Source organism: Streptomyces sp. NPDC030222 (assembly GCF_055573115.1).
In genome coordinates this window covers 1-15,920 of sequence record NZ_JBVICA010000026.1, presented here as the reverse complement: position 1 = coordinate 15,920, position 15,920 = coordinate 1, and the positions used below count along the sequence as shown (strand labels likewise).

At 72.9% G+C, this 15,920-nt stretch carries 14 protein-coding genes; 3 read left to right on the top strand and 11 right to left on the bottom strand.

What is annotated here, in order from left to right; translation table 11 throughout:
* Positions 1–33: 33 nt before the first annotated feature.
* Positions 34–843 (bottom strand): thioesterase family protein, encoded by an 810-nt coding sequence (locus ACZ4Z5_RS29070; RefSeq protein WP_468268101.1) that lies wholly within the window; start codon positions 841–843, stop codon positions 34–36.
* A 186-nt stretch (positions 844–1,029) separates the two neighbouring features.
* Between ACZ4Z5_RS29070 and ACZ4Z5_RS29065 the strand changes: the two genes are divergently transcribed.
* On the top strand, positions 1,030–2,022 hold the full coding sequence (locus ACZ4Z5_RS29065) for a TauD/TfdA family dioxygenase (RefSeq protein ID WP_468268098.1): 993 nt from the start codon (positions 1,030–1,032) through the stop codon (positions 2,020–2,022).
* A 68-nt stretch (positions 2,023–2,090) separates the two neighbouring features.
* On the opposite strand, the gene glpK is transcribed toward ACZ4Z5_RS29065, so the two are convergent.
* The 3 genes from glpK to ACZ4Z5_RS29050 form a co-directional block, all read right to left on the bottom strand.
* Positions 2,091–3,608 (bottom strand): glycerol kinase GlpK, encoded by a 1,518-nt coding sequence (glpK, locus tag ACZ4Z5_RS29060; protein WP_468268095.1) that lies wholly within the window; start codon positions 3,606–3,608, stop codon positions 2,091–2,093.
* 51 nt (positions 3,609–3,659) lie between these two features.
* Positions 3,660–4,505, bottom strand: coding sequence for an MIP/aquaporin family protein (locus ACZ4Z5_RS29055; RefSeq protein ID WP_468268093.1), 846 nt, complete (start codon positions 4,503–4,505; stop codon positions 3,660–3,662).
* Between the two features lie 216 nt (positions 4,506–4,721).
* The gene (locus ACZ4Z5_RS29050; RefSeq protein WP_468268090.1) at positions 4,722–5,357 is read right to left on the bottom strand and encodes a TetR/AcrR family transcriptional regulator; all 636 of its coding nucleotides are present in this window, start codon (positions 5,355–5,357) and stop codon (positions 4,722–4,724) included.
* A 134-nt stretch (positions 5,358–5,491) separates the two neighbouring features.
* On the opposite strand from ACZ4Z5_RS29050, the gene ACZ4Z5_RS29045 reads away from it, so the two are divergent.
* The gene (locus ACZ4Z5_RS29045; RefSeq protein WP_468268087.1) at positions 5,492–7,810 is read left to right on the top strand and encodes an MMPL family transporter; all 2,319 of its coding nucleotides are present in this window, start codon (positions 5,492–5,494) and stop codon (positions 7,808–7,810) included.
* A complete protein-coding gene (locus ACZ4Z5_RS29040; RefSeq protein ID WP_468268084.1) occupies positions 7,807–8,472 on the top strand; it encodes an LmeA family phospholipid-binding protein in 666 nt (221 codons plus the stop codon). The genes ACZ4Z5_RS29045 and ACZ4Z5_RS29040 overlap by 4 nt, the downstream gene beginning before the upstream one ends.
* A 90-nt stretch (positions 8,473–8,562) precedes the next feature.
* On the opposite strand, the gene ACZ4Z5_RS29035 is transcribed toward ACZ4Z5_RS29040, so the two are convergent.
* The 7 genes from ACZ4Z5_RS29035 to pelF all read right to left on the bottom strand — a co-directional run bounded on the left by ACZ4Z5_RS29035 (position 8,563) and on the right by pelF (position 15,772).
* Positions 8,563–9,375 carry an endo alpha-1,4 polygalactosaminidase gene (locus tag ACZ4Z5_RS29035; protein ID WP_468268081.1) on the bottom strand — a complete coding sequence of 271 codons (813 nt, stop codon included), beginning with the start codon at positions 9,373–9,375 and terminating at the stop codon, positions 8,563–8,565.
* A complete protein-coding gene (locus ACZ4Z5_RS29030; protein WP_468268078.1) occupies positions 9,372–10,034 on the bottom strand; it encodes a spherulation-specific family 4 protein in 663 nt (220 codons plus the stop codon). The genes ACZ4Z5_RS29035 and ACZ4Z5_RS29030 overlap by 4 nt, the downstream gene beginning before the upstream one ends.
* Positions 10,031–10,960 carry an NAD-dependent epimerase/dehydratase family protein gene (locus tag ACZ4Z5_RS29025; RefSeq protein WP_468268075.1) on the bottom strand — a complete coding sequence of 310 codons (930 nt, stop codon included), beginning with the start codon at positions 10,958–10,960 and terminating at the stop codon, positions 10,031–10,033. Before ACZ4Z5_RS29025 ends, ACZ4Z5_RS29030 begins: the two co-directional genes overlap by 4 nt.
* A gap of 7 nt (positions 10,961–10,967) precedes the next feature.
* Positions 10,968–11,681: a sugar phosphate nucleotidyltransferase gene (locus ACZ4Z5_RS29020; protein ID WP_468268072.1), complete on the bottom strand. Its 714-nt coding sequence runs from the start codon at positions 11,679–11,681 to the stop codon at positions 10,968–10,970.
* A 53-nt stretch (positions 11,682–11,734) separates the two neighbouring features.
* Positions 11,735–12,736 (bottom strand): SDR family NAD(P)-dependent oxidoreductase, encoded by a 1,002-nt coding sequence (locus ACZ4Z5_RS29015; protein WP_468268069.1) that lies wholly within the window; start codon positions 12,734–12,736, stop codon positions 11,735–11,737.
* Between the two features lie 100 nt (positions 12,737–12,836).
* Entirely contained in the window at positions 12,837–14,234 is a 1,398-nt protein-coding gene (locus ACZ4Z5_RS29010; protein ID WP_468268066.1) for a hypothetical protein, read from the bottom strand.
* Positions 14,231–15,772, bottom strand: coding sequence for a GT4 family glycosyltransferase PelF (pelF, locus tag ACZ4Z5_RS29005; protein WP_468268063.1), 1,542 nt, complete (start codon positions 15,770–15,772; stop codon positions 14,231–14,233). The genes ACZ4Z5_RS29010 and pelF overlap by 4 nt, the downstream gene beginning before the upstream one ends.
* Positions 15,773–15,920 lie beyond the last annotated feature (148 nt).

Genomic DNA, 15,920 nt, shown 5'->3' with positions numbered 1-15,920 from the left:
GGCAAACGGCCGGGGCCCGGCCGGCGTACGAGGTCAGGGGCGGGGAGCCACGAAGAGGCTCTGCACACCGCGGCCGATGGGGCCCTGCTCGTCGTGGATCGCGGACTCGGCCATGCCCACGCCGGCGGAGTCGATGCTGGTGCGGGCGTCGATGCAGACCCATTCCCCGGCTGGGGGCCGGTGCAGGTGGACGGTGAGGTCGGGGTTGACGAACAGATGGGCCGAGAAGTCCAGGACGTTGCTGATGCCGTTGCCCGAGTCCGCCGCCACCAGGACGCGGTCCAGCGGTCCGGTCTTCTCGTCGGCCACGAGGGGTACGCGCATCCGCAGCCAGCAGGCCGCCGGGCCCTGGTCCAGGAAGGAGCCGGAGGCGAAGCGGAACTCCATCGCGGTGTGGTAGCCGACGTCCCACGGGACGGGGTAGAACGGCTCGGACCGCGACTCCGCGGGCGACGGGACCGACGGCCCGTCGGCGACCCGCGGTATCGAGCCCTCGTGCGCCGTGCGGATGCGCAGCGCGGTGGCCCGCATGACCTCCTCGCCGCCGTCCGGCACGAGGCAGGCCTCGACCAGTTCGACGCTGCGCCCCTCCCGGATGACGCGGGTACGGACGGTCAGCGGCCGAATGGGGACCGGGCGCATGATCTCGAAGGTGATCCGGGCCGTTCGCATGTCCTCGCGCGCTCCCGGGCGCATCAGCACGGCGCGTCCCAGCAGGGCCGCGGGCGGCCCCGCGTGCTGGCTGTCGCGGTCCCACGGACCACGGGTGTATTCGGACGGCACGAACCGCCCGTCCGCCACGCGCGCGTAGAACGCCTCGGCATCACTCGTCGGAACACTCACAGCCCGGCCTCCGTCCACTGAGGGAGAGAAGGCTACTGGAAGGTTACTGGACGGTAGCAACCTCCGCGCATCCCGCCGTCCCCCTCCGCGCATCCCACCCGGCCCCACAAGGCCACAACCTCAGAAGAACCTCAGATGTTCCACGTGATGCGAACACCTGAGCGACGCTTCCCTAGGGTCATGATCATGACCCACAGCCCTGCACCCACCCTGCACATCACGGACGCGTCGAAGGCCGCCGTGAGCGCCGCGTTAGAAGCGGTCACCGAACTCGGCGACGCCCTGCCCGACACCGGCACCGAGCACTATCTCGCGTACGGCGCCAAACACCTGCGCAATCATCTCCCCGCCCCGGTCCTCGACGCGCTGACGCAGTGGCGCCACGCGCCCTCCGCCTGGCTCACGTTGACGAACCTGCCCGTACCCGGGGAGCCGGTGCCCACGCCGGCGGACGGCTTCTGCGACGAGACGCTGCTCAGCATCCCGAACCTGGTCCACTTCGGGATGCTGCGACTGCTCGGGCTCGCACCCGTCGCCTACCGGTGGGAGAACGAAGGCCGCCTCATCAGGAACGTGGCGCCACGAGCCGCCGCGGCCCGCGCGCTCACCTCCTGGGGATACGCACAGCCGCTCGACTGGCACACCGACGACTCCGTACTGGACCACCGGCCGGACGCCGACGCCGGCGAATCGATCCCCCATTACCTCTCCTTCCTCGGGATGCGCAACGAGGAGCGGGTCCCCACCGGCCTGCTGCCCGTCGACACCGTCATCGAGTCCCTCCCCGCCCGGACGGCTGAGGCGCTGCACCGCCCCGAATTCGCCGTCACCGCACCGGAGTCGTACACCGCCGCGGACGGCGGCAGGCCGCTGGGCCGGACCGGCGTCCCCGTGCTCTGGACGCTGCCGGACGGCAACACGGCACTGCGCTACGGCCCCGGCCTGCTGACCGGCGGCACCCCGGCGGCACGCGAGGCGCTGACCCGCTTCGAGGACTGCGTCTCCGGCCTTCCGGGGACGCCGGTCCTGGTGGAGGAGGGCGGGTTCCACATCTTCGACAACCGGCGCGTGATGCACCGCAGGGTGCCCTTCGTGCCGGCGGAGGCGGGCCGCGCCCGCTGGCTGCGACGCTGCTACGCCGTCGGCCCGGCCGGCGGAGCGGTCGCGGGCGGCCGCTGAGACACCGGGCCCGGCGCGACGGCCGCGCAGGACCACGTCCTGCGCGGCCGTCGGTCGCGCTGCGGCCGCTACTCGACCTTCGCCCAGTCGAAGGTGCGCTCCACCGCCTTCTTCCATCCGGCGTAGCCCTCCGCGCGCTGCTCGTCGCTCAGTTGCGGTTCCCACCGCTTGGACTCCTGCCAGTGGGAACGCAGTTCGTCCTCGCTCTGCCAGAACCCGGTGGCGAGCCCGGCGGCATAGGCGGCACCGAGCGCGGTGGTCTCGGCGACGACCGGACGGCTGACCGGGACACCGAGGACATCGGCCTGGATCTGCATGCACAGATCGTTGGCGGTCACGCCGCCGTCGACCTTGAGCACGTCCAGATGGACTCCGGAGTCCTGCTCCATGGCCTCGACCACGTCGCGGCTCTGGTAGCAGATGGCCTCCAGCGTGGCCCGGGCGATGTGGCCGCCGTTGTGGAAGCGGGAGAGGCCGACGATCGCGCCGCGCGCGTCGGAACGCCAATAGGGCGCGAAGAGCCCGGAGAAGGCCGGCACGAAGTAGATGCCGCCCGCGTCCTCCACGGTCCCGGCGAGCTGCTCGCTCTCCGCCGCATCACGGATGATCTTGAGCTGGTCGCGCAGCCACTGCACGGCCGAACCCGTGACGGCCATGGAGCCTTCCAGCGCGTAGACCGCCGGGTTGTCGCCGAGCTGGTAGGCCACCGTGGTGAGCAGGCCGTGCCGGGAGTGCACGATCTCCGTACCGGTGTTCAGCACCAGGAAGTTGCCGGTGCCGTAGGTGTTCTTGGCCTCACCGGGCGCGAAGCACACCTGGCCCACGGTGGCCGCCTGCTGGTCCCCCAGCACTCCCGTGATGGGGATGGGGGCCCGCAGCGGCCGGGAGGTGCGCGCCTGGCCGTAGGCCTCGGGGTGGGAAGAGGGGCTGATGCGCGGCAGCATCGCCCGCGGGACACCGAAGAAGCCCAGCAGTTCGTCGTCCCAGTCGAGGGTCTCCAGGTTCATCAGCATGGTGCGGCTGGCGTTGGTCACGTCGGTGGCGTGGACGCCGCCGTCCGGCCCGCCGGTCAGGTTCCACAGCACCCAGCAGTCGGTGTTGCCGAAGAGGGCGTGTCCCTGTTCGGCGGCCTCGCGCAGGCCGTCGACGTTCTCCAGCAGCCACTGGATCTTGCCGCCGGAGAAGTAGGTGGCCGGCGGGAGGCCCGCCTTGCGGCGGATGACGTCGCCGCGGCCGTCCCGCTCCAGGCCCGCCGCGATGGAGTCGGTGCGGGTGTCCTGCCAGACGATGGCGTTGTAGTACGGACGGCCGTTCCTGGGGTCCCAGACGACCGTCGTCTCCCGCTGGTTGGTGATGCCCACGGCGGCCAGGTCGGAGGCGTCCAGACCGCGCTCCCGGATGGCGGTCTGCATCACCGTGTTGGTGCGCTCCCAGATCTCCACCGGGTCGTGCTCGACCCAGCCCGAGCGCGGCAGGATCTGGGCGTGCTCCAACTGGTGCTTCCCCGCCTCGTTGCCGTCGTGGTCGAAGATCATGAACCGGGTGCTGGTGGTTCCCTGGTCCACCGCGCCGACGAAGTCCGCCATGGGATGCCGCCTCTCGAGTGAATCGGGCAGGGCCGGGTCCGTCCGGGGCGGTCAGTCCTCGGGCACCGGGATGCGTCCCGGGGGCTCGGGCTCCGCGGTGGGCAGGAAGCGGCCGATGAAGACCTTGTAGAAACCGGCACCCACGAGACCGCCGAGGAACGGCCCGAAGATCGGCACCCAGTAGTACAACTGGCCGTACTGGTCCCTCCATGCACCGCCGTACCCGGTGAGGAAGCTCGCAAGTCGCGGTCCGAAGTCGCGCGCGGGGTTGATCGCGTACCCGGCGAGGGTGCCCCACGCCATGCCGATGGCGACCACGATGAGGCCCACGATGAACGGGGCCATGTTGGCGCCGGGGGGAGTGCCCAGCAGGTCCGTGACCGCGAGGATCAGCATCAGCAGCAGCGCTGTGCCGATGACCTGGTCGCGGAAGGCTGCCCACTCGTACACCGGCAGGTTCGTGTTGCCGTTGGCGGGCAGGGTCGAGAAGACGCCCTGGGTCTTGACCGTGTGCCCCGGGTCGGCCTTCGCGAGCGCCTCCGTGTAGTTCCACCGCACGATGAGCGCGCCCACGAACGCCCCGAGGACCTGGGCCAGCATGTAGGGCGCGACCTTCTTCCAGGGGAAGCCCTTGAAGACGGCGAGGGCGAGCGTCACCGCGGGATTGATATGCGCACCGCTGAGCCGTCCCGCCACGTACACGCCCAGCATGACGCCGAGGCCCCACGCCCACGCGATGCTGTCGTGGTCGCCGAGTCCGCCCGGCGGCACGGTGAGGGCTCCGCCGGCGACCACCTGGGCCACCACGCCGCAGCCGAAGAGAATGAGGACCATCGTGCCGACGAACTCGGCCGACATCTCCCCAACGAGTGCTGATCTGTACATCCGACCGGCCATAGCATCCTGCTTCCCGCCGATACCGAACCGGCAGTCCAGTCACCGCAAATGCCCACGTAACATCATATGTAGGTCGGGAAGGCGCGCCACGCGGGTGAGGTTCCCGCAGCGTGCGGCGCCGCGGCGCCGGCCCGGACACCCCCTGGGGCCGGGCGGGCAGCGGGACGTGAGGGATCGGGTGCTCCGACAGCCGGGGGTCCTGTTCGGACGCGGTTCCTACCCGGCTGCTCTCCCCGAGGGCCGGTCGGTGGAGGAGAGCAGCGCGTGGACGGTCGTCTCCATCGCGTGACGCGCCGCGTCGGGATCGAGTCCGCTGCTGCGCCAGTGGTACCAGGCAGCCCAAGTGGTCACCACGTCCAAGCCGTTGAGCAGGTCGGCCCTGCGCTGGTCGGGCAGCGGGTCGAGTTCCGCGGCGAAGACCTCGGTGAGCCGCTCGCGCGCGAAGGCGAACAGTTCCCCGGTGACCTCCTGGACGCGCTCGGACGGCTCCTCGCGGCGCATCATGGCCAGCCGGGCCGGGGTGAGCCATTCCAGGATCCGCGCGCGCTGCTCCACGAGAGCCGCCACCCGCGCCTCCCTGGGACCGTCCGTCGGCAGGGGACGGATCTGCTCGGTCAGCTGGGTCATCCGGCGGGCGATCGCGGTGTCGACCAACTGGGCCATGTCGTCGAAATGGTGGAACACCGAACGCCGTGAGACACCGGCCCGTTCGGCGACCCGGTCCGCGGGGAACTGCGACTCGCCCTCGTCGAGCAGGGAGAGCATCGCGTCGGCGATCCTCTCCCGGGTCTGTCGTCCCCGCTCGATACGGCCGTCCGGCGCCGCGGCCCCGCCGCTCGCCTTCTCCTTCATGAGGCGTCCTTCCTGTCATTGACATTCTTGCACTCCAAATGCAAATGTGAATATGCACGGCGAGTGCAATAAGTTTGCGCCGCGGGCCGCCCCCGGTGCGCGCCCCCGGTGCCCGATCAGGGGGCGTACCTCCGATGTTCATGACCGTGGGGCGCTGGTGTGCCCGCAGACCCAAGCGCGTGGTGGCCGCGTGGCTCCTCCTGCTCGGGCTCCTCGCCGCCGGAGTCGGGGTGTTCGGACGGATCACCTCCGAGGCGGTGTCCATCCCGGGCAGCGACAGTCAGGCGGCCCGCGACGTCGGTGAAGAGTTCCGGGCCGCCCCCTCGGGCCGACAGCCCGTGGTACTGCACACGGGTCCCGGCGAGGCGCGGCTCACCACCCCGGCGATGGAGGAGGCCGTACGGACGTCGGCGCGGGCCGTCGCCGACGTCGGCCACGTGATCGCCGTGACCACGCCGTACGACGCGGCCGGCCGGGCCGCCATGAGTTCCGACGGACACACGGCGTACCTCTCGGTCGAACTCGACGTGACGGGACGCGACATCACCCCGGAGATCACCCGGAGCATCGTGGACGCGGCCGGACCGGCCGCATCGGCCGGCATCGAGGTCACCGCGGGCGGCGACCTCGCCGCGGCGGCCGACAAGGGCTCGACCGGCCACAGTGAGATCATCGGCCTCACCGCCGCCTTCGTGATCCTCGCCCTCGGCTTCCGCAGCCTGGTGGCCGCCGGGGTGCCGCTGGCCCTCGGGGCGGTCGGGCTGGCCGTCTCCCTGGCCGTGATCGGCCTGCTGGGCCATGTCGTCGACATGCCCTCCTCGGGCACCACGATCGCGGCGATGATCGGCCTCGGCGTGGGTATCGACTACACGCTCTTCTGCCTCACCCGCTTCCGGGAACTGCGCGCGGCGGGCCTCTCCGCCGAGGACGCGGCCGTGCGCACCATGGCCGGTTCGGGCAAGGCGGTGGCCTTCGCGGGCTGTGCGGTCGTCACCGCGCTCGCCGGTCTCACCCTCGGCGGTCTGCCTCTGCTGGACTCACTGGCCCTCGCACCCGGCATCGCCGTGACGGTGGCCGTCGCCGCGGCCCTCACCCTGCTCCCCGCGGTCCTGGTGCTGCTCGGACGGCGGCTCTCGCCCGGGCACGCCCCCGACGCGGCCGTCCCCGCGGACCACGGCACGCCTCCGACGGACCCGGACGGTCCCGCCGTCGCCATGACGGACCCGGACGGCCCCGACGCCGTACCCGGGGCGCATCCCCGGGGGTGGGGCAGGATCGCGCGGTACGTCGCCGAACGTCCCTGGCGTTGTCTGCTGGCGGGCCTCGCCCTCGTCGCCGTACTGGCCGTTCCCGCCGCCCGGCTGACGTTCGGTCAACTGGACGCGGGCGACAAGGCGGCGGGCACGTCGAGCCGGACGGCGTACGACCGGCTGGAGGAGGCCTTCGGGCCCGGGGTCAACGGACCGCTCCAGGTGACCTCCACCCTGCCCGGACCGGCGTCCGGCCCCGCGGACAGCCGGGTCACGGCCGTCACCGAGGCCCTGAGGGACGCCCCCGGCGTCGCCTCGGTCGGACCCGCGCAGCTCACCGCCGACAAGAGGCACGTCCGCTGGCAGGTCACCCCCACCACCGCGCCCGCGGACCCCGACACCACCGCGCTGGTGCACCGGCTGCGCGACGACACCCTCCCGGCCGCCACCGCGGGCACCGGCCAGACCACCCATGTGGGCGGCGCCGCCGCCGCGCAGGCGGACCTCAACGAACGCCTCGCCCAGCGCATGCCCGGAGTGGTCGGCTTCGTCCTCGCGGTCGCCGGCGCCCTCCTGCTGCTGGCCTTCCGGTCACCCGTCGTCGCGGCCAAGGCCGCACTGATGAACCTGGTCTCCGTCGCCGCCGCCTACGGCGTGCTCACCGCCGCGTTCCAGTGGGGGTGGGGTGCGGACCTGCTCGGGCTGGAAGGAGCCGTCCCCATCCCCGGCTATGTACCCCTGCTGATGTTCGCCGTGCTGTTCGGCCTGTCCATGGACTACGAGGTGTTCCTGCTGACGGCCGTCCGGGAGGCCTACCTCCGCAGCGGCGACAACCGCAGTGCGGTGATCACCGGTCTGGCGGGCACCGGACGGATCATCACCTCGGCTGCGCTGATCATGGTCAGCGTCTTCCTCGGCTACCTCCTGTCCGACGATCCGGTGGTGAAGATGTTCGGCATCGGCCTGGCCACCGCCGTCGCCCTGGACGCCACCGTGGTCCGGGGTGTCCTCGTCCCGTCCAGCATGATCCTCCTCGGGCGCGCCAACTGGTGGCTGCCCGCATGGCTCGACCGGCTGCTCCCCCACGTCGACATCGAGGGCGACGGCCACGACGAAGCCGGTGGGTCCCGCGAGGAACCGGCCGGGCACGGATCCGGCAGCGACCCGGCGTCCCTCTCCCCCGTCACCCTGAGGAAGTCATGACCCTCCGCGGAAAACGCCTCTGGTCGGCGCTGTCCCTGTGCGTCCTCGCCGCGTCGCTGCCGGCCGCGGACCGGATCGCGGCCGCCCGTGCCGAGCACCGCATCGCCGAGCGGGTCGCCGGCCGTCACACGGTGGTGGGCACACCGGAAGTGACCATCGACGGCTTCCCGTTCCTGCTGAACGCCGCCGAGGGCGCACTCCCCCGCGTCCGGATCCGGGCCGATGCCGTCGGCGGGGACGGGAAGCCGGTGAAGGCCTCAGTCGACCTGCGCGACGTCTCGGAGCACTCCGGCGGCTACACGGCGGGGAGCGCCCGGGCACGGTTCACCGCGCCCCTGTCCTCCCTCGGCACCGGGCTCGGTCCCGAGACTTCGCTGTCCGCCGACCACGGCCGTCTGCGGATCGACCGCACGGTCTTCGGCCTGCCGCTGACCATCACCGCCGACGTGCGGCTCGTCGGGGACGAGGTCACCGTACGACCCGTCACCGCCTCGTTCGCCGGCCGTCCGGTGGATCCGGCGAACCCCAGGATCGCCGCGGCGTTCGAGGGGAAGGACCGCAAGCTTCCCTCCCTTCCGATGGGGCTCAGCCCCTCCGGCGTCTCGGTGACCGACGAAGGCGTGACCCTTCACGCACGGGCCGACCATGTCGAACTGACGTAAGCGGTGGCCGACGTAGACGGTGGCCCCCTGGACGGATCCCTCCTGCCCCGTGGCGCCGGGCGCGCGGCGCAGGAGGGCCGTCGCCGCCGCTCAGCACGGACGGCGCCAGGTGTCGAGTTCCAGTTTCTTGCGCATCGACGACAGACCCAGCCGCCTGGTCTGGGCACAGAAGTCCTCGTTGGCCAGGGCGTATTCGACGTGGAAGACCGCCTTCCCCGACGTGATGAACGGCGTGAGGCTGCCGCACTCGCGGTACTGCGCGCACTCCTCGTTGACCGCGAAATCGAAGTCCCCGACCAGTTCCGCTATCTGCGGCAGGTCGTTCTTGAGGCCCACCGACATGCCGCGCTCACGCACGATCCGGGCGATCATGCGGTTGAACGCGAGCTGGTGACGTGCCCTCAGCGGGAAACCCGTGTCGGCGAGATAGCCGTCGAGGAGGTCCGGTTCCACCGCGTCGAAGCCCTTCTCACGGCACATGTCGACGCGCTGTTCGATGAGGGGGCGCAGGACGTCGAGCCGCCGGATGTCGAGCCAGCGCTCCCCGGCCCAGCCGTTGGTCTTCCCGCGTACGGAGGCCGGGTAGGCGTCCCGGTCGGGCCGGAAGTCCTCCCAGGCGCCCGCGTTGATGTAGCAGATGACCTTGCGCCCGTCCTCGTGCAGCCGGGCGACGTCGGCGGCGGTGTTCTCGAAGCCGTCGATGTCGTACACGGGCACGTCCACGCGCGGGTCGACACGGCCGTCGAGCTGCCACTGCCACGGGGTGCCCGGCCGGGGCTGCCAGCGTGCCCCCGGCTGCGTCGGGGACGGCCGGGTGGGTCCGGGTGGCGATGTGGTGCAGCCGGTGACGAACAGCAGCAGGGCGAGGCCGACGGCCTGCAGGGGACGCGTGATGCGCGTCATGGCGTCCTTCCGAGGAGTACGGGCGGCGGCGCGTTCCACGGGTTGGGCAGGACGCCCGCCACGGGGCAGGACACGGCGGCCCCGCGCTCCAGCGCGGTCCGCGCGGCGACCCGGCCGAGTTCCGGCGGTACGGCGTAGACCAGGTGGCAGAACCGCTCCGGCGGGTGCCCGGCCGTCCAGCGCGGCCGTTCGAAGGACGACGCGTAGACCGTCCAGGGGCCCTCGAAGGTGACGAGCAGGTCCGCGATGCGTGCATAGCCGGGAGCGGGGTGCACGCCCGGGTTCAGAACCGTGGTCGCCGCACCCCGCCGCCGGGCCGCGCGGACCAGCCGGCGGCAGCGGCCCTGCCCGGCGCGGTCCGCCGGTGCCCGGTCGAGGAAGCAGCCGTCCACGTCGTACCAGGCGCGGTGCCGGTCGATGTCGTCCAGCACGGCGGAACCCGCCCGGCTGCCGTACGCCAGGTCGACGTACCCGAGCACCCGGGTGCCCGCCGCCCGCAGTGCACGGGCGGCGGAGGCGAACGCGGGGTCGGGGGCACCGCCGGGGCCGTCGGCGGCGTTGAGCACGACGCCGTACACCCGGGAGGCCTCCCGGGTGAGCAGCCGCCAGGCGTACGGGTCCTCGGCGGGGTGGACGTAGAGCGGCACGAGCAGGGTCACGGGCGGTCCGGCATGCCGGGCGTGGCGGCCCACAGGGCGCCGAGGGAGTCGTCGAGGCCGTGGCGGGGCGTCCAGCCGAGGGCTTCACGGGCCGCGCCGATCGCCGAGCACTGCCAGGCGACGTCGCCGGACCGGGCGGGGGCGCGCCCGGTCTCCTCGATCGTTCCGCGGAATCCCGCCACCCGCACCAGTCCGTCCACGAGGTCCCGGACCGGAACGCCCCGTCCGCCGCTGATGTTGAGGACGGGCGGCAGCGGCCCGTCCGCGGTGGCGGCGAGCAGCGCGGCGCGGGCGACGTCGCGCACATCGACGAAGTCGCGGTGGGCGGACAGGTCTCCGACGCGGACCACGACGTCGGGGTCACCGGCGGTCTCCCGCAGCCGGCGGGCGATCCGGCCGGGCAGTCCCGCCGCGGGTGCGCCGGGGCCGACCGGGTTGCCGACCCGGAGGACGACGGCGTCGAGTCCGGAGGTGGTGACGGCGAGGGTGCCGGCGAGCTTGGTGGCGCCGTACAGGGAGACCGGACGGGCCGGGGCGTCCTCGGTGACGCGTTCGCCGTGCTCCCCCGGGCCGTACTCGGCGGCGGAGCCGAGGTGCACCAGGCGGGCCCGCGGCGCCGCCTCCCGCAGGGCCGTGCACAGCACGGCGGGTCCCCGGGCATTGGCGCCGGCGAGTTCCAGGGCGTCACCGCCGACGGCCCCGGCGCAGTTGACGACGGCGTCGGGGGCGAGTGCGGCGAGGTCTTCGGCCAGCCGGTCCGGCGCGGCGGTGGCGAGGTCGACGACGAGGCCGCCGGTGAGTCCGGCAGCCCGCTCCGCGGCCGGGTTCCGGCCGGCGCCCAGCAGCCGTACGCCCGTGAGGGCGCGCGACTGCTCGACGACGTGGCGGCCCAGGTACCCGGTGAAGCCCAGGACGAGGATGCGCATGGGGTGGTCAGGCTCCCTTGAGCAGCAGTGACTGGTGTGTGGTGAACTCGGCGTTGGCCCGGTCGTAGTCGTCGGGCCGGCCGATGTCGAGCCAGTAGCCGTCGAACTCGTAGGCGAGCGGCGGCTCCTGGGTCTTCAGCAGGTCCAGGACGAGTTCGTCGAAGCCGAGGGGCAGGCCCGGGGTGTAGCGGTCGAGGGTGGAGCGGGACAGCCCGTACACGCCCATGGAGACCCGGTAGTCCATGCTCGGCTTCTCGGAGAAGCCGACGACCCGGCTGGCGTCCGTGATCAGTACGCCGAAGTCGATGCGCACCTTGCGGACGTAGGTGGCGATGGTCAGGGGCGCCCCGGAGTCGCGGTGGCGGGTGAGGACGTCGGCGTAGTCCAGGTCGGTGAGGATGTCGCCGTTCATCACGAGGAACGTCTCGGGCAATCGGTCTCTCATGGTGAGCAGCGGGCCCATGGTGCCGAGGGGGCTCTCCTCCGTCGCGTAGTCGATGTCGAGTCCCCATCGTGCTCCGTTGCCCACGTAGGCCCGGATGATCTGTCCCAGGTGGCCGATCGCCAGGGTGCAGCTGGTGAAGCCGGCGGCCGCGAGCTGCCGGAGGACGATCTCCAGGATGGCGTGCCGGTCGCCGATGGGCACGAGCGGCTTGGGCAGCGCGGTGGTGTAGGGGCGCAGCCGGACGCCTTTGCCTCCGGCGAGAATCACTGCGTGCATGGGAGCCTCCCTGTGGGTGCGGCTGTGGGGATGGATGAGCGGCTGCGCGAGCGTCAGATGTTGTAGATGTCGGTCTTGTAGCGGGCGAGGTTGGCCGGGTCGCGGAAGAACTCCACGGTCCGGGCCAGTCCGCGCTCCAGGTCGTGTTCCGGTGACCAGCCGGTGGCCTCGCGCAGCCGGCCGGCGTCGGCGACGAGGCGCATCACCTCGGAGCCGGCGGGCCGGATGCGCTGTTCGTCCTCGCGCACGTCGAGTTCGGCGTCCATGATCTTGCCGATGAGCCGGACCAGGTCACCGACGGAGATCTCGCCGCCGGTGCCCGCGTTGAAGGTGCGTCCGACGACCTGGTCGGCGGGGGCGGTGCCGACGGCGAGGAAGGCCTGGGCGGTGTCGGCGACGAAGGTGAAGTCCCGGGTGGGGCGCAGATCGCCGAGGGTGATGGTGCGGCTGCCGGCGGCGACCTGGCCGATGACGGTGGGGATGACGGCGCGCATGGACTGGCGCGGGCCGTAGGTGTTGAAGGGGCGCAGGGTGACGACGGGCGTGCCGAAGCTGGCGTGGTAGCTGTCGGCGAGGCGGTCGCCGCCGGCCTTGGACGCCGCGTACGGGGACTGGGTGTTGATGGGGTGGTCCTCGGTGATCGGCACGGTCTGCGCGGTGCCGTACGTCTCGCTGGTGGAGGTGTGCACGAGCCGTGGCGTGCCCAGGGTCCGCACGGCCTCCAGCACGTTCAGCGTGCCGGTGACATTGGTGTCCACGTAGCTGTGGGGCGCCTGGTACGAGTAGGGGATCGCGATGAGCGCGGCCAGGTGGTAGACCGCGTCCGCGCCCTCGGCGAGGGCGCGGACGGAGCCGGGGTCACGGACGTCGCCGAGGACGATCTCGACGTGGTCGAGGACGTCGCGGGGAAGCGTCTCCAGCCAGCCGTAGGACGAGAAGGAGTTGTACTGGGCCATCGCCCGGACCCGGTGTCCGGAGGCCACCAGGGCCTCGGTCAGGTGCGAGCCGATGAAGCCCTCGGCTCCGGTGACGGCGGCGAGCGGTGCGGAGGTCAATGGGGCTCCCTTTGCGGGTGGTTGACGGTGTGGACCGAATCGGCGGCGGATCGGCCGGGCGAATCGGCGAGGTCTCGGGCCGGTGGTGGTCGGGCGGCGGTCAGGCGTGGGCGATCGGCCGCCCGAGCAGTCGCAGTGCGCAGAGGACGAGGACGAGGGCCGCGGCACCGCAGCTGACCAGCGGAACGGGCGGGCCCGGTGGCGGTGGCACCTGCGTCGTGGCGACGACGGCGGCGGCCGCGGCGAGAGACACGAGTGCGGGCAGCCAGGCGATGCCGAAGGCCTGGAGCAGCAGAGCGGTCCACAGCGTCGCGCCCAGGGCGAGCAGTGATGCAGGGTCCGCCCCCGTGAGCAGGGCCGCCGGTACCAGGGGCAGCAGATAGCCGCCCAGGCAGAGGGCCAGAACCCGGGCGGAGCGCAGCCGGAACGCGTACGCGGTGGCGGTCGCCCTCAGAGCGGCGACGGACAGTCCGCGGTAGCGGTAGAGCAGCCACTCGGCCGGCCCCATGCTGAGGGTCAGTGCGACGACGGCGAGCGGATGGCTCCGCCCGGTGGCCGTCACCAGGATGCCCGCCGCCAGCCCGAAGAGGCCGTACGGCGCCGAGGCGAGCAGCGGTGGCCGCTCGGCGCCCGCCGCCGGTTCTGCCCGCATCGGCCCGTGCAGCGCGTGTCCGGCGGCGGCCACGGCGAGCAGCATGCCGAGCAGGGGCAGTCCGGCGCGCAGCAGCGGGCCGGGGTCCCACCAGGGCAGGGCCACCGCCCCCGCGACGAGCGGGGTGAGCGCCGCCAGCAGGAGGCGCTCCCGGCCCAGTACGAGCAGGACGCCGGCGGCCGCGAGGTAGGCGGACTGCCCGACGGCGAACAGTGCGGCGGTGTCCGGTCCTGCGAGGGCCGCCCCCACGGCGGAGGCCGCGAGTGCTCCGGCCGGTGCCCCGGTGAGCAGGGTGCGGGCGGCCTCCCGGCGTCCGACGGCGAGCCGTAGGTAAGCGCGGTGGGCGAGCGCCTGGCTCCACGCCCAGGAGACCAGGCCGGCGGCGACCGGTGCGATCACTCCGCGGCCGCTGTGCCACAGGTGACCGGTCAGCAGATATGCGAGGCCCGGCAGCCCGAACAGCGCGCCGCGCAGGGCGCACCGCACATGGTCCGGGGCCCAGGGGTCGGGCGGCGTGGGAGGCTCGGGGAAGCTGCGCGGCACCCGCTGGTAGAGGTCGGCGGCGAGGGAGAACAGATCGGGGTGGCCGTAGCGTTCCCGGATCTGTTCGCCGGTGAGTCCCTCGGACTCGAGGAGCGCCGCCACTTCGTAGGGGTGCACGGCGGGCCCTATCCGGTCGGCGAGTTCCGCGGCCAGCCTGTTCACGGGATCGTCGGCGTCGACGGCCCGTGGCCGGCCGGGGCCGGTGCCGGGAAGCCGCAGCGACAGGGTGCGGTCGTCGGCGAGCCGGAGGGTGAGGGCGTCTCCGGACCGGCCGTGCGGTTCGAGGAAGACGGGCCCGCTCACCCGGCCACCGTCCCGAGTGCCCCGACGAACCGCCCGGCGTCCGCGGCGGCTCCGGCCGGTGCCGGTGCGGTCTGCCCGGGCAGTGTCACCGGGCGGCCGTGTGCGGACAGTTCGAGGTAGATGGCCCGGAAGGTGTCGACGGTCTGCCGGAGGGTGAACTGCTCGATGACCCGCAGCCGTGCCGCCTCGCCCATGGCGGCCCGGCGAACGGGGTCGGCCAGCAGGCCGAGCGCGGCGGCGGCCATCGCGCCGGGGTCGCGGGGCGGGACGACGAGCCCGGTGTCGCCGACCGCCTCGCGGACGCCGCCGACGTCCGTCGAGACGGTGGCGCGTCCGCACGACATCGCTTCGATGAGGGTGAAGGGGAAGCCTTCGCTGATGCTGGACAGCATCACCACGTTGCCTGCCGCGTAGGCGTCCCTGATGTCGCCGACCCGGCCCTCGAAGGTCACCGCGTCGCGGTGGCCGAGCGACGCGGCGAGCGCCTCGCAGCGTTCCCGGTAGGCCTCGCCGCCTCGCGGGGTGCCGCCGAACAGCCGCAGGGTGGCGTCCGGCAGTGTCTCGCGGACCTGCGCGAAGGCACGGATCAGCGTTTCGAGGTCCTTGATCGGGTCGACGCGGCCGGCCCAGCTCAGGGTCGGTCCCTGCGGTTCGGGTCCGGCGGGAGGGAACGCCGCCGGGTCGACGCCGTTGTAGACGGTGCGGATCAACCGCGGGTCGGCGCCGCCCTGTTCCTCCCACAGCCGGTTGTAGCGGTTGCCGGGGGTGATCAGCGCGGCGCGCCGGTAGGTCTCCTCGGCGAGCAGCCGGAAGAAGCCGAGCACGACGGCCCTGACGGGCCAGCGATAGGGGGCGGTCCGGTAGCCCAGGTAGCGTTCGCGCAGATAGACGCCGTGCTCGGTGAGCAGGAGCGGGACTCCGTGCCGTTCGGCCGCGGCGAGGCCCGGCAGTACGGCGACGCCGCCGCTGACCGCGTGGGCGACGCCATGCTCGGGCAGCGGGGCGACGAGCGGGCGCAGGGCGTGTTCCAGCAGCCCGGTGGCGGTGACCGCGTCGTACAGGGTGGGCCGGGACTCCCTTGTGGCCAGGCCCCTGCGGTTCCATACGCCGGTCAGCACGCGGAGCGCCCGGTCGCCGCGCAGGGCGGGGCTGAGGTGCCCGTCGGACGCGGCGCGGGCCATCTCGTAGAGCGCGGGGCCGAAGCCGTCCTCGGCGGACGGGTCGACGAGCGCGGTGAGGAACCGCTCGTACGCGGCCATCAGCCGGCGTTCCCGGCGGCCTCGGGGCGCGGCACCGTGCGGGGCCGGGCCCCACATGGGGACGGACACGGGTTCGGCGACGTGCGGGGGCAGCTTCCAGGCGAGGCTCTCTCGGCCGGTGCCGGTCACCGCGATGACATCGAAGTCGATGTCGGGCATGCCGCTCACCAGTTGGTCGCACCAGACGCTGACGCCGCCGTGACTGTGCGGATAGGTGCCTTCGGTAAGGAGGGTGACACGCGCCGCGCTGCGGCGCGGCGCGTGGTGCTGAACGTGCATCGGGGTGCTCCACGGCGAGAAGGGTGCAGGGGGGCCGCCGGTCCCGGGGGGGGGGGGGGGGGGGGGGGGGGGGGGTTGGGGGGGGGGGGGGGGGGGGGGGGGCGCTGAGGTGCGCAAGGGAAGGGGGTCTTGATTCCCTTTTAGACCG

Bases quoted from the DNA above. Each gene is read 5' to 3' on its own strand.
- ACZ4Z5_RS29065 (WP_468268098.1), top strand. From the start codon at position 1,030: ATGACCCACAGCCCTGCACCCACCCTGCACATCACGGACGCGTCGAAG.
- glpK (WP_468268095.1), bottom strand. From the start codon at position 3,608: ATGGCGGACTTCGTCGGCGCGGTGGACCAGGGAACCACCAGCACCCGG.
- ACZ4Z5_RS29055 (WP_468268093.1), bottom strand. From the start codon at position 4,505: ATGGCCGGTCGGATGTACAGATCAGCACTCGTTGGGGAGATGTCGGCC.
- ACZ4Z5_RS29050 (WP_468268090.1), bottom strand. From the start codon at position 5,357: ATGAAGGAGAAGGCGAGCGGCGGGGCCGCGGCGCCGGACGGCCGTATC.
- ACZ4Z5_RS29045 (WP_468268087.1), top strand. From the start codon at position 5,492: ATGTTCATGACCGTGGGGCGCTGGTGTGCCCGCAGACCCAAGCGCGTG.
- ACZ4Z5_RS29040 (WP_468268084.1), top strand. From the start codon at position 7,807: ATGACCCTCCGCGGAAAACGCCTCTGGTCGGCGCTGTCCCTGTGCGTC.
- ACZ4Z5_RS29035 (WP_468268081.1), bottom strand. From the start codon at position 9,375: ATGACGCGCATCACGCGTCCCCTGCAGGCCGTCGGCCTCGCCCTGCTG.
- ACZ4Z5_RS29025 (WP_468268075.1), bottom strand. From the start codon at position 10,960: ATGCGCATCCTCGTCCTGGGCTTCACCGGGTACCTGGGCCGCCACGTC.
- ACZ4Z5_RS29020 (WP_468268072.1), bottom strand. From the start codon at position 11,681: ATGCACGCAGTGATTCTCGCCGGAGGCAAAGGCGTCCGGCTGCGCCCC.
- pelF (WP_468268063.1), bottom strand. From the start codon at position 15,772: ATGCACGTTCAGCACCACGCGCCGCGCCGCAGCGCGGCGCGTGTCACC.